The 13,160-nt window shown below is 62.0% G+C and carries 8 protein-coding genes and 1 pseudogene; 4 read left to right on the top strand and 5 right to left on the bottom strand.

Annotated features, from left to right (window positions below):
• The first annotated feature begins 58 nt into the window (after window positions 1-58).
• On the top strand, window positions 59-1,228 hold the full coding sequence (locus BBI10_RS16920; protein ID WP_065990320.1) for a mandelate racemase/muconate lactonizing enzyme family protein: 1,170 nt from the start codon (window positions 59-61) through the stop codon (window positions 1,226-1,228).
• Between the two features lie 2 nt (window positions 1,229-1,230).
• Here BBI10_RS16920 and BBI10_RS28030 read toward each other — a convergent pair.
• From BBI10_RS28030 to BBI10_RS16900, 5 genes and pseudogenes are all read right to left on the bottom strand, one after another.
• Window positions 1,231-1,389, bottom strand: a pseudogene (locus BBI10_RS28030) (NUDIX hydrolase); the annotation flags it as partial.
• Window positions 1,390-1,544: 155 nt separating this feature from the next.
• Window positions 1,545-3,947: a TonB-dependent receptor gene (locus tag BBI10_RS16915; protein ID WP_065990318.1), complete on the bottom strand. Its 2,403-nt coding sequence runs from the start codon at window positions 3,945-3,947 to the stop codon at window positions 1,545-1,547.
• A gap of 69 nt (window positions 3,948-4,016) precedes the next feature.
• Entirely contained in the window at window positions 4,017-4,982 is a 966-nt protein-coding gene (locus BBI10_RS16910; RefSeq protein ID WP_065990316.1) for a FecR domain-containing protein, read from the bottom strand.
• On the bottom strand, window positions 4,979-5,488 hold the full coding sequence (locus BBI10_RS16905; protein ID WP_065990314.1) for a sigma-70 family RNA polymerase sigma factor: 510 nt from the start codon (window positions 5,486-5,488) through the stop codon (window positions 4,979-4,981). Before BBI10_RS16905 ends, BBI10_RS16910 begins: the two co-directional genes overlap by 4 nt.
• Window positions 5,489-5,629: 141 nt before the next feature.
• A complete protein-coding gene (locus BBI10_RS16900; RefSeq protein ID WP_141695216.1) occupies window positions 5,630-6,511 on the bottom strand; it encodes an alpha/beta fold hydrolase in 882 nt (293 codons plus the stop codon).
• Window positions 6,512-7,175: 664 nt separating this feature from the next.
• Here BBI10_RS16900 and mexE point away from each other — a divergent pair.
• From mexE to BBI10_RS16885, 3 genes are read left to right on the top strand one after another with little or no spacing between them, the layout of a single operon-like run.
• A complete protein-coding gene (gene mexE, locus BBI10_RS16895; protein WP_065990310.1) occupies window positions 7,176-8,417 on the top strand; it encodes a multidrug efflux RND transporter periplasmic adaptor subunit MexE in 1,242 nt (413 codons plus the stop codon).
• 12 nt (window positions 8,418-8,429) lie between these two features.
• Window positions 8,430-11,621, top strand: a complete 3,192-nt coding sequence (locus tag BBI10_RS16890; RefSeq protein WP_065990308.1) for an efflux RND transporter permease subunit — start codon at window positions 8,430-8,432, stop codon at window positions 11,619-11,621.
• On the top strand, window positions 11,621-13,018 hold the full coding sequence (locus BBI10_RS16885; protein ID WP_065990306.1) for an efflux transporter outer membrane subunit: 1,398 nt from the start codon (window positions 11,621-11,623) through the stop codon (window positions 13,016-13,018). The genes BBI10_RS16890 and BBI10_RS16885 overlap by 1 nt, the downstream gene beginning before the upstream one ends.
• Window positions 13,019-13,160 lie beyond the last annotated feature (142 nt).

Below are 13,160 nucleotides of genomic sequence, written 5' to 3'. Positions count from 1 at the left end.
TGGGCGGGCGACCTCGCAAAGTCTAACGTGGGGCCACGAACAACAAGAGTAACCCGCCATGCGCATCATCGACATTCGTGAGAAAACCGTCTCCATCGCCTCGCCCATCGCCAACGCCTACATCGATTTCTCCAAGATGACCTGCTCGGTCGTTGCAGTGATCACTGATGTGATTCGCGACGGTAAACCTGTCATCGGCTACGGCTTCAATTCCAACGGTCGCTACGGCCAGGGCGCGCTGATGCGTGACCGCTTTCTGGCGCGCATCACCGAAGCGGATCCCGAGACCCTTGTCGATCACGAGAACAATAACCTGGACCCGTTCGCCATCTGGAAAGCCCTGATGACCAACGAAAAGCCGGGCGGCCACGGTGAGCGCTCGGTCGCGGTGGGCACCATCGACATGGCCGTGTGGGATGCGGTCGCCAAGATCGAAGGCAAACCCCTGTATCGCCTGCTGGCTGACCGTTACCGTAACGGCGTGGCCGATGACAAAGTCTGGGTCTATGCCGCGGGCGGTTATTACTACCCCGGCAAAGACCAGACCAAACTCAAAGCAGAGATGCAGAGCTACCTGAATCGCGGTTACGACGTGGTCAAAATGAAGATCGGTGCCGTGCCGCTGGACGATGACATCCGTCGCATCGAAGCGGTGCTTGAGGTGGTGGGTGACGGGCGTCGTCTGGCGGTCGATGCCAACGGCCGTTTTGATCTGGAAACCGGCATTGCGTATGCCGAAGCCATCAAGCCGTACAACCTCTTCTGGTACGAAGAAGTCGGTGACCCGCTGGACTACGCCCTCCAGGCCGAGCTCGCCAATCATTACGAACTGCCCATGGCCACCGGTGAAAACCTCTTCTCCCATCAGGACGCGCGCAACCTGCTGCGCCACGGCGGCATGCGCCCTGATCGCGACTTTCTGCAGTTCGACTGCGCGTTGTCCTACGGACTGGTGGAATACATGCGCACCCTGAAAGTGATGGAAGACATGGGCTGGTCGTCACGCCGAGTGGTGCCCCACGGTGGTCACCAGATGTCGCTGAACATCGCCGCCGGCCTGCACTTGGGCGGGAATGAGTCGTACCCGGACGTCTTCCAGCCCTTCGGCGGTTTCGCCGACGGGATCAAGGTGGAAAACAGCTACGTCGGCCTACCGGATATTCCTGGCGTTGGCTTTGAAGCGAAGTCCGCCTTGTACGCCGTGATGCGCGAGTTGGGTGAGGGCTGAACGACGATGGTGTCGGCACTCCGCTCACCGAATTCGATGCCGCCGCCCAGAGGACGAAACAGCGTTTGCTGCTTCACTGGATCAGGGAACGCGTTGACGAGAATCCTGCCTTGGTGATGGAAGACGCAGATGGCGAGGTGGCGACATGTGTGCTCCAGTATGTGAATGCTGAATTCGGATGCGGGACCGGCATTAGCCCGGAAGACATCGGGCGTCAGGATGCAAATGCACGGGTGTTCATGCCGGCCTCTTCCCGGCTGAAGCCGGTCCCACTCACAGCACCGCGTATCCCGGTAGTCGGGGCAGTCAACTGCATTCAAAAACCGATGGTCGCGGACAGCAGGTAGGTCCTGGGGGTCGCCAGCGTCAAGCCGGGCTCGCTGTCATCCGAGGCGCCGGCGGAGGCCCAGTAACGCTTGTCCATGACGTTTTCGACATTGGCGCGCAGCGTGATGTCCTTCTGGTCGACCTTGAAGGCATAACGCGCACCTACATCGAACCGCTCGGACGAATCGATGCTTTTGCTGTTGGCCTGGTCCAGGTACTGCGAACTGGTGTAGATGCCCCGTCCGGTCAGGGTCAGGCCCTTGACCTGCGGCACGTCCCACTCGGCACTCAGGTTGACGTTGTATTCGGGCGTGGCAGGTGCCCGGTTGCCGTCGAACTGACCGTTGACGGTGTGGGTGAGTTCGCTGTCGATGTACATCACCCCGCCCAGCAGGCGGAAGCCCTTGAGGGGTTCGCCGAACATCGTCAGCTCGACACCGTCATTCTGACGTTTGCCATTGGGGCCGAAGACCCGCGACGTGGCGTTGGTCTCGTAAGCCGGCTGCTTGATACGGAACACACTGGCGGTGAACGCATACGATCCCAGGTCATACTTGGCACCGACTTCGACCTGACGACTGACGAACGGCGGGAATATCTCGTCCTCATTAATCGAGGTAGACGGCGCGATTTTGCCCTGGCTCAGGCCTTCCATGTAGTTGGCGTACACCGAAAAGTCATCAGTCACCTTGTACAGAATGCCACCTGAAGGCGAGACCTTCTCCTCGTCGTAGGCGGTGTCACCCTTGACGTTGTCAGTCCAGTCATCAACCTTGACCCGCTGCCAGCGGGCACCGAGTGTCAGCAGCAGGCGGTCATCGAAAAAACCCAGTGTGTCGGTCAAGGCCAGGCCGCTGAAACGGTTTTCGGTATAGACCTTGGCGTCGGATCGAGTCGGGTTGACGGGAGTCGGCGTCTCGACCGGGTCGTACAGGTTGCTGGGCGAGGACGCATAGCGCGCGCCGCCGTTCTCGAAGTCCATGTAGAAATAGCTGGCAGCCAGATTGACCTCGTGGCTGACCGGACCGGTGTGGAACCAGTTGCGCACCCCGGCGTTGGCCGTCCGGACATTTTCGTCACGGGTAAAGTCGCGGGGCTGCACGCTGAAGTCACCCGCATTGTTGGTCACCGACACCGCGTGGCGCAGGAACTCATGGTTGCTTTTGCGCGCGCCGACGCCGCCGTAGAGCATGACCGAATCATTGACGTCGTACTCGGCATTCACCGCCCCGAAGGTGTCACGGGTGCGCGCCTTGCTCCAGGCCTGCGCATAGTTGTCGCGCACATCGCCGGCGTTGGGCACTTTGGCGTTGGCACCGACCTGCACGCGCTCCTGGGGTGCGTCGGTGTCACGTTCGGTGTGACCGATATCGGTCGACAGGCGCAAGCGCTCGCCCCGGAAGTCCAGCCCCAGCACCGCCATCTCGCGGTCGACGCTCTGGTGGTCCCACTCGGTATCGCCAGATTGCTTCACGCCGTTGAAGCGGATGCCGAACCTGTCGTCCTCACCGAACCGGCGAGCCACGTCCACAGCGGTGCCGACTTGTCCCTTGGAGGCATAGCGGGTAGTGAATTCGGTGATAGGTTTGTCGGTTGCCCGTTTCGGCACCACGTTGATGCCCCCGCCGACGCTGCCACGGGGCGAGATGCCGTTGATCATCTGGCTGGGGCCTTTAAGGATGTCGACCCGCTCGGCCATCTCCATGTCGATGGTGTAGGTGGGCAGGATGCCGTAAAGACCGTTGTAGGAAACGTCACTGTTGAACAGGCTGAGACCACGAATGGTGAACTGTTCGTACCGTCCGCCCGCCGGGTTGGTGGAGCGCACCGACGGGTCACTGGCAATCAGGTCGCCCAACGTGCGGGCCTGTTGGTTTTTCACCGCCTCCTGGGTGTAGGTGGTCATGCTGAACGGCGTTTCCATGAAATCCCGCGAGCCGAGCATGCCTTGCGAGCCTTTGCGCGCCACCTGACCGCCTGCATATTCCTGACCGTCTGTGGAGCCTACGTCGCCGACAATCGACGTCGGCGCCAGTTGCAGGCTCGTGCTTTGAACGGCAGGAATCAGCGTGTACGCCTGATCGCCGACGGACACCAGTTGCAGGCCAGTGCCCTGCAACAGTCGCGCAAAGCCTTCTTCGACTGCGAAGTCGCCCGACAGCCCGGAGCTGTTACGTCCGTTCACCAGCGCAGGGTCTACCGACAGGTTGACGCCGGCCTGTCCGGCAAACCGGGTGAGCGCGGCACTCAGCGTGCCAGCAGGCACTTCGTACGCGCGCCTGTTCGCGGTGTCGGCCCAGCTGGTCGAGATGAACAGAGGACTGGAATTCAGGGTCAGCAACAGACTGAAATGCAACAGCGGGCGCAAACGGTGGGGAGACACTGCGGACATAAAGGAAAGCTCTCGTCATTTTTTTTCACTACCTGGAATGACCGGCGGGACGAAAAAAAGGGACAGGCTTCACGCACTATTTTTTGCGGGTGTGTTTTTTCGGGGCGCCAGGGTGACCCAGTAGCGGGTACGCATATGAATGTCTACCGGCAGACTGGCTGCCAGCAGCGACAGAACCCGGTCGGTGTTATCGAGCTTGAAACTGCCGGTGACCCGTAATGCTTCAAGCTCGGGCTCCCAACGCAGCAGGCCGGGGCGGTATCGACCGAGCTCTCGCAGAAAATCGCCCAACGGCTGATTCTGCGCAGTCAGCACGCCGTCGCGCCAGCCGGGCAGCATGGCGTCGAACGCGGTGACCGGCCCTGCGCCGTCTGCGCGCAGGCTGATCTGCTGTTGCGCCTGCAAAACCAGCGCAGGGCCTTGCAACGGATGGACCTGCACCGAACCGCGGACCACCGAAACCCGGCAGTGGTTCGGGTCAAGACGCACGCAGACCTCACCCTGACTGACCCTGACACGACCGTAGGGACCGTCGATGGACAACGGCGCGCTACCCGGCACGTTGAGTGCGATTTCTCCGCGTATCAGCGTGATCTGCCGGGCACCGAGATCGACGTTGACGGCGCTGTCGGTGTTCAGCTGCAGGACACTGCCATCGGCCAGTGTCAGTCGCTGGTGTTCTCCAATAGCGGTGTGCAGGTCGGCGCGCCAGACCTCCAGCGGTAACTGACGTGCCAGCAGCCATACCGCCGGAGCCAGTGCGACAACCCCCAATGCCCTTTTCAGCGCGGCACGTCGAGCCGGGTCGGGACGGTCCAGCGTCGCCATTGCCAGATTGGCCGGCAAGGCCGAAAAACGCTGGCGCAGTTGCTGAGCCTTTTGCCAGGCGCGCTCGTTGTCGACCGCACTGTCGCGCCAGTGCTGCAGCATGGCGTGGTCTTCCTCACTGGCACTGCCGGATTCGAGCAGCGCCAGCCATCGTGCAGCGCTGCGAATCACCTCGCGCTCTTCGTTCGAAGGTGACGACCGAATCACCAATCCACCAGCAGGCAGTGCTCATAGGCTTGCGCCATGTAGCGTTTGACGGTGCGCTCCGACACTTCAAGGCGCTGCGCAATGTCGCGGTAGCCCAGGCCTTCGAGCTGACTCCAGAGAAATGTCCGACGTACCGCCGCCGGCAGACCGTCCAGCAACTCGTCGAGTGCTTGCAGGGTTTCCAGCAGCAGCCAACGCTGTTCGGGGGACGGCACGCTGTCCTCAGGCAACCGGGCCAACGCCTCCAGATAGGCCTGCTCAAGACTGCGCCGCGTGTAGAAATTGCTGAGCAGGCGCTTGCCCACGGTCAGCAAAAATGCCCGTGGTTCCCGCATATCGGCGATCTGTTGCGAGCTGGACAGCACCCGTAAAAAGGTGTCCTGACTCAGGTCCGCCGCATCCCAGGCATTGCCCATTCGCTTGCGCAGCCAGTTTTCAAGCCAGCCGTGATGGTCGCGGTACAGGGAATGCAAGGTCTGCGGAGGGAGCGTCGCTGTGTCAATCATGACAGGAGCCTTGAGCGATGGATGCGCCAAATGCGAATGATTCTAATCAGTGCGCTATGCCGAGTCCATGCTCTTTTATTAAAAGGCCCGAGCAAGCGCCTCAGCGCATCACCGCTAGATGACGCGGAGACACAGGCGTTCTCACGCCTTCAGCTTGCGCGCCAGGAAATCCCGAATGTACTGCGCTATCTCGGGCGCATGGGTCTCCAGCGCAAAGTGTCCGGCGTCCAGAAGATGGACCTCGGCGTTCGGGATGTCCTTGCGAAACGCCAGCGCACCCGGCGGGATGAAGGCCGGGTCGTGCTCGCCCCATACGGCGAGCAACGGCGGTTGGTGCGTGCGCAGATACGCCTGGAACGCGGGATAGGCGGCGACGTTGGTGCGGTAGTCGAGAATCAGGTCCAGCTGGATGTCCTCCGCGCCGGGCCGGGCCATGTAAAAAATGTCCAGGTTGTAGCCGTCGGGCGAGAGCTTCTCGGGATCGGCACCGGTGCCGTATTGCCAATCACGAATGGTCTTCGGCGACAGCGACGGGCGACAGGCTTCGCGGTTGGCCGCCGAAGGATCACGCCAATAGGCTTGCCACGGATCCCACTGATCGCTGAAGCCTTCAAGGTAGGCGTTACCGTTCTGGCTGATGATGGCCGTCACCTTTTCCGGGTTGGCGGCGGCGAGGCGCAGGCCGGTGGGCGCCCCGTAGTCGAACAGATACAGCGCGTATTGAGTCAGCCCCAGCGCCTCGGTGAACCCTTCGACCACCTTGTAGAGGTTGTCGAAGGTGTAATCGAACTGGCCCCGCGGCGGGGCTTGGGTGTTGCCGAAACCGGGCAAATCCGGCGCGATCAGGCGGTACTGGCTGGCCAGCAATGGCATCAAGGTGCGGAACATGTGGCTTGCGCTCGGGAAGCCGTGGAGCAGCAAAAGCACAGGAGCGTCTTTGGCACCGACTTCGCGGTAGAACACCTCGACGTCGCCGACCTTTTGCGTGTGGAACCTGACATCGAATGCATCATCGACCTCAATGCTGCCCTGCTGAGCGGATGGGAGTGAGCTGGCGGATGCAGCGCCCACGAATGAAGCAGCGGCCGCGGACGCTGCTCCCATCGCGGACTCTTGCAAGATGCCGCGGCGACTGATGCCAGGCTTGATGTTCGACGAGGTGGCCGGATCGATGGTAGTCATTGGGAGACCTGCATGAGTGGATTCATGCTGAAGCCTATTGCCGGCAGTGACCGTCGTGAATCACCAGAAAACTCAACTCACCATTGCGGTTTTTGCAACGTTGCCAGGCCTCATGTGAGCAGCGATAGCAAACTCGGTCCCGCTCAGATCCCGCGTGCATTCAGTAGGACCGGCTTTAGCCGGGAATGCATCAGTGGTCACGCTGCAAATGTGTGGTGTTGATGCCGGCCTCTTCCCGGCTGAAGCCGATCCCACTAAAGGCACCGTGGCATCCCGGTACGACCGGCTTGGAATTTCATTGGGGCTTAGGGTGGATCAACGCAATAAGCCCTCAAATAATGGAGGTATAGAAAGACGCTGCAGGGCGGTGCAGCCTATCAATTGCAGACCTTTTATGACGCCGAACATCATTACCACTGATAGTTACCTTCGTGTCATTCGATTCGTGCAATAACACCCCCGAGAACATTATCCGCCCATCTCAATAACATCGGCGGATTCTCCCATGCTTCAGTCTTTAACTCCTTTGCGCTATCCCCTCGCCGCGTTGACCCTTGTGGTCATCAGCGCGTGCGGCCGGACGCCTGAAGCGACGGTTGCGCCGGCGGCGGCGAAAGTCAACGTGGCCAAGGTGATCGAGCAACCGGTCAACGAGTGGGACGAAGTCACCGCCCGCCTGGAATCGCCGGAGACCGTTCAGGTTCGTCCGCGTGTTTCCGGCCAGATCGATTCGGTTGCCTTCACTGATGGCGCGTTGGTGAAGAAAGGCGACCTGCTGTTCCAGATCGACCCCCGCCCGTTCGAAGCGGAAGTGCATCGTCTGGAAGCGCAACTGCAGCAGTCCAAGGCCGCTGCCCAGCGCAGTACCAATGAAGCCCAGCGTGGCGAACGTCTGCGCACCAACAATGCGATCTCCGCCGAACTCGCCGACTCACGCACCACCACCGCCCAGGAATCCAAAGCCGCCGTTGCCGCCATCCAGGCACAGCTTGATCTGGCGCGCCTGAACCTGAGTTTCACCCGCGTTACGGCACCCATCACCGGCCGCGTCAGCCGTGCGGAAATCACCGCCGGCAACATCGTGACCGCCGATCAGACCATCCTCACCAGCCTGGTCTCGACCGACAAGGTCTACGCCTACTTCGACGCCGACGAGCGCGTGTTCCTCAAATACAACCAGCTGGCCCGCGACGGCAAGCGCGGCGCAACGACGCCGGTGTACATGGGCCTGTCCAACGAAGCGGAAAACCCGCACCTGGGTCAGATGAACTTCGTCGACAACCAGGTCAATCCGCGCACCGGCACCATCCGTGGCCGGGCCGTGTTCGACAACAGCAAGGGCGAATACACCCCGGGGCTTTACGCACGCCTGAAGCTGGTCGGCAGCGGCACCTATTCGGCCATGCTGATCAAGGACGAAGCGGTCGGCACCGACCTGGGCAAGAAATTCGTGCTGGTGGTCGACAAGGACAACAAGGCGATCTACCGCAGCGTTGATCTGGGGCCGAAGCTTGAAGGCTTGCGCATCGTGCGCAGCGGTCTGAGCAAAGACGACCGCATCGTCGTCACCGGCCTGCAGCGCGTGCGTCCGGGTTCACCGGTTGACCCCCAGGACACGCCGATGGCCAGCGACGAAACACTCACTGCACTGCAACAACAACGCCAGGCGCTCGAAGCCAGCAACGCACCCAAGGCCCAGCCCAAGCTGGACGCCAAGGTGGCTGCTTCCGCCACGCCACGCGGTTAAGGAACACACACGATGAATTTCTCCAAGTTCTTTATCACGCGGCCGATCTTCGCAGCGGTGCTCTCGCTGCTGATCCTGATCGCCGGCGCGATCTCGCTGTTCCAGCTGCCGATCAGTGAATACCCGGAAGTCGTGCCGCCGACCGTTGTCGTGCGCGCCAACTTCCCCGGCGCCAACCCGAAAGTGATCGGCGAAACCGTCGCCGCGCCACTGGAACAGGCGATCACCGGCGTCGAGAACATGCTTTACATGTCCTCCCAGGCCACGGCCGACGGCAAGCTGACCCTGACCATCACCTTTGCGCTGGGGACCAACCTCGACACCGCGCAAGTGCAGGTGCAGAACCGGGTCACCCGGACCGAGCCGAAGCTGCCGGAAGAAGTGACACGCATCGGTATTACGGTCGACAAGGCCTCGCCTGACCTGACGATGGTGGTCCACTTGACCTCGCCGGATCAGCGTTACGACATGCTGTACCTGTCCAACTACGCGGTCCTCAACATCAAGGACGAGCTGGCGCGCCTGAACGGTGTCGGCGACGTGCAGCTGTTCGGCATGGGCGACTACTCGCTGCGTGTCTGGCTCGACCCGAACAAAACCGCTTCGCGCAATATCACCGCGACCGATGTGGTTAACGCCATCCGCGAGCAGAACCGCCAGGTGGCCGCCGGTCAACTGGGCGCACCGCCCTCCCCGAGCGCCACCAGCTTCCAGATGTCGATCAACACCCAGGGCCGTCTGGTCTCTGAGGAAGAGTTCGAGAACATCATCGTGCGCGCCGGCGACAACGGCGAAATCACCCGGGTCAAAGACATCGCTCGCGTCGAGCTGGGCTCCAGCCAGTACGCCTTGCGCTCGTTGCTGAACAACCAGCCGGCGGTGGCGATCCCGATCTTCCAGCGCCCGGGCTCCAACGCTATCGACATTTCCAACGAAGTGCGCGGCGAGATGGAACAGCTGAAGAAAAACTTCCCGGAAGGCATGGACTACAGCATCGTCTATGACCCTACGATCTTCGTGCGCGGCTCCATCGAGGCGGTGGTTCACACGCTCTTCGAAGCGCTGATCCTCGTCGTACTCGTGGTGATTCTGTTCCTGCAGACCTGGCGCGCTTCGATCATCCCGCTGGCCGCCGTACCGGTGTCGCTGATCGGTACCTTCGCGGTCATGCACCTGTTCGGCTTCTCCCTCAACGCGCTGTCGCTGTTCGGGCTGGTACTGGCGATCGGTATCGTCGTGGACGACGCCATCGTGGTGGTGGAGAACGTCGAGCGGAACATCGAGCTGGGTCATGAACCGATGGAGGCCACACAGATCGCCATGCGTGAAGTGACCGGCCCGATCATCGCCACGGCCCTGGTGCTGTGTGCGGTGTTCATTCCGGCGGCGTTCATCTCCGGGCTGACCGGGCAATTCTATAAACAGTTTGCGCTGACGATTGCCATCTCGACGGTGATCTCGGCCTTCAACTCCCTGACTCTGTCACCTGCCCTGGCGGCCGTGCTGCTGCGCGCTCACGATGCACCGAAGGATGGCTTCTCGCGCTTCCTCGACAAGCTGTTCGGCGCCTGGCTGTTCCGGCCATTCAACCGATTCTTCGTCAAGGCCAGTAACGGTTATGTGAGCACGGTGGGTCGGGTGATCCGCGTCAGCGGTGTGGCGCTGGTGGTGTACGCCGGCCTGATCGTCATGACCTGGCTGGGTTTCTCCACCACGCCAACCGGTTTCGTGCCGGCGCAGGATAAACAGTACCTGGTGGCGTTCGCGCAATTGCCGGACGCCGCGAGCCTGGACCGCACCGAAGACGTGATCAAGCGCATGTCCGACATCGCGCTGAAGCAACCGGGCGTTGAAAGCGCCGTGGCCTTCCCGGGCTTGTCCATCAACGGTTTCACCAACAGCCCGAACTCCGGCATCGTGTTCGTCACGCTCAAACCGTTCGAAGATCGCACGGCAGCCGACCAGTCGGCCGGTGCCATCGCGGGCGCCCTCAACGGCAAATATGCGGGGATTCAGGAAGCCTACATGGCGATCTTCCCGCCGCCGCCGGTACAAGGCCTGGGCACGATCGGCGGTTTCCGCCTGCAGATCGAAGACCGTGGCAACCTGGGTTACGACGAGCTGTACAAAGAGACGATGAACATCATCGGCAAGAGCCGCAGCGTGCCGGAACTGGCGGCGCTGTTCACCAGCTACACGGTGAACGTGCCCCAGGTCGATGCCGCCATCGACCGCGAGAAGGCCAAGACCCTCGGCGTGCCGATCAGCGACATCTTCGACACCCTGCAGGTCTACCTGGGCTCGCTGTACGCCAACGACTTCAACCGTTTCGGCCGGACCTATCAGGTCAACGTGCAGGCTGAGCAGCAGTTCCGTCAGGACGCTGAACAGATCGGTCAACTGAAAGTGCGCAACAACCGTGGCGAAATGATCCCGTTGGCGACACTGCTGAAAGTCACCAACACCTCGGGCCCGGACCGCGTCATGCACTACAACGGCTTCATCACCGCCGAGATCAACGGCGCAGCCGGTCCGGGTTTCAGCTCGGGTCAGGCGCAGGTGGCGATGGAAAAACTGCTCAAGGAAGAACTGCCCAACGGCATGACCTACGAGTGGACCGACCTGACCTACCAACAGATCCTGTCGGGCAACACCGCGTTGCTGGTCTTCCCGCTCTGCGTGCTGCTGGCGTTCCTGGTACTGGCCGCGCTGTATGAAAGCTGGAGCCTGCCGCTGGCGGTGATCCTGATCGTCCCGATGACCCTGCTGTCGGCCATTGCCGGCGTGATCATCGCCGGGAGCGACAACAACATCTTCACCCAAATCGGCCTGATCGTACTGGTGGGCCTGGCGTGCAAGAACGCGATTCTGATCGTCGAGTTCGCCAAGGATGAGCAGGACAAGGGCAAGACCCCGCTGGAGGCTGTGCTTGAAGCCTGCCGCCTGCGTCTGCGGCCGATCCTGATGACCTCCTTCGCGTTCATCATGGGTGTGGTGCCGCTGGTGCTGTCCAGCGGCGCCGGTGCCGAAATGCGTCATGCCATGGGCGTGGCGGTGTTCTCCGGGATGCTCGGTGTGACCTTCTTCGGTCTGCTGCTGACGCCGGTCTTCTATGTACTGATCCGTAACTACGTTGGACGCAAAGAGGCGCGCAAGGCGGCCAAGGCACAACGCATTCAGACCACCGCCCCGGAGGCTCATTGATGAAGGCTGCAAAACTCTTCCTGCCGAGCCTGTTGGTGCTGGCGCTGGCGGCCTGCGCCGTCGGCCCGGACTACAAGAAGCCGGAAACCGCGGCGGCCAACATCCAGGCCGCCACCCAGCGGGCCTATGACCGCAGCCACATCGAGACCATCTGGTGGCAGCAGTTCGACGACCCGACCCTGAACAAGCTGGTCGCCGAATCGCTGCAGGGCAACCGCGAGTTGCGCGTCGCCTTCGCCCGTCTGAAGGCGTCCCGTGCGATTCGTGACGACATCAGCAACGACGCCATGCCGGTGGTGACCAGCCGCGCGAGCAGCCAGGTCGGCCGCGGTCAGGTGCCCGGGCAGACTGAACAGCGCATCAATCAGGAACGTTACGACCTGGGCCTGGACATGGCCTGGGAACTGGACCTGTTCGGCCGTATCCAGCGCGAACTGGAAGCCAGCGATGCCGACCAACAGGCTGCCGAAGCGAACCTCTACCAGCTGCAGGTGACGATGATTGCCGAGCTGGTCGACGCCTACGGCCAACTGCGTGGCGCGCAATTGCGCGAGAACATCGCCCGGGACAACCTGAAAAACCAGCAGGAATCCCGCCGGGTGACTGCCCAACTGCGAGATGAAGGCGTGGGCAACGAGCTCGACGTGGTGCGTTCCGACGCGCGTCTGGCGGCAGTGGAAGCGACCATTCCGCAGCTTCAGGCGGAACAGGTGCGCGAACGCAACCGCATCGCCACCCTCCTCGGCGAACGGCCGGACGCCATGACCGTGACGCTGGCCCCGGCCAAACTGCCCGCGATCTCCAAGGCGCTGCCGATCGGTGACCCGACCAAACTGCTGGAAAACCGTCCGGACGTGCGCAGTGCCGAACGGCAACTGGCGGCGCAAACCGCGCGGATCGGCGTACAGACCGCCGACCTGTTCCCACGGGTCAGCCTCAGCGGTTTCCTCGGCTTCACGGCCAGCCGCGGTTCGCAGATTGGTTCCGGCGCAGCACAAGCGTGGGGCCTTGGCCCAAGCATCACTTGGGCGGCGTTTGACTTGGGCAGCGTGAGGGCGCGGATTCGCGGCGCCAATGCCGATGCCGAAGGCGCGCTGGCCAATTACGAGCAGCAAGTGCTGCTGGCCCTGGAAGAAACCGAAAACGCGTTCAGCGACTACGACAAGCGTCAGCAGCGTCTGGTGTCGCTGGTGCGGCAGAGTGAAGCCAGCCGATCGGCGGCCAATCTGGCGAACATCCAGTACCGGGAAGGCACGGCTGACTTCCTCGTCCTGCTGGACGCCGAACGCGAGCGTCTGGCCGCCGAAGACAGCCAGGCCCTGGCCGAAATCGATCTGTATCGCGGCATCGTGGCCATCTACAAGGCTCTCGGCGGTGGCTGGCAGCCGAACGCCTGAGGTCACGGGATGAACGGCGGGATCGCTCAACCGGCAGCAGATCTGCAGCGCTGATCTGCCGCTCTCGAAGGCCCCGGACCCACCAGGTTCGGGGCTTTTTTCTGGACCGTGGATAAACACCGCACGAGCGCGCGAGGAAGGC

The organism is Pseudomonas graminis, from assembly GCF_001705435.1.
GTDB lineage: Bacteria > Pseudomonadota > Gammaproteobacteria > Pseudomonadales > Pseudomonadaceae > Aquipseudomonas > Aquipseudomonas graminis_B.
Note: the sequence above shows the minus strand (reverse complement) of the source record. Positions and strands in the feature narration are given on the sequence as shown.

Excerpts from the sequence above, each read along its gene's own strand:
- BBI10_RS16920 (WP_065990320.1), top strand. The coding sequence starts at position 59 with ATGCGCATCATCGACATTCGTGAGAAAACCGTCTCCATCGCCTCGCCC.
- BBI10_RS16915 (WP_065990318.1), bottom strand. The coding sequence starts at position 3,947 with ATGTCCGCAGTGTCTCCCCACCGTTTGCGCCCGCTGTTGCATTTCAGT.
- BBI10_RS16905 (WP_065990314.1), bottom strand. The coding sequence starts at position 5,488 with ATGATTGACACAGCGACGCTCCCTCCGCAGACCTTGCATTCCCTGTAC.
- mexE (WP_065990310.1), top strand. The coding sequence starts at position 7,176 with ATGCTTCAGTCTTTAACTCCTTTGCGCTATCCCCTCGCCGCGTTGACC.
- BBI10_RS16890 (WP_065990308.1), top strand. The coding sequence starts at position 8,430 with ATGAATTTCTCCAAGTTCTTTATCACGCGGCCGATCTTCGCAGCGGTG.
- BBI10_RS16885 (WP_065990306.1), top strand. The coding sequence starts at position 11,621 with ATGAAGGCTGCAAAACTCTTCCTGCCGAGCCTGTTGGTGCTGGCGCTG.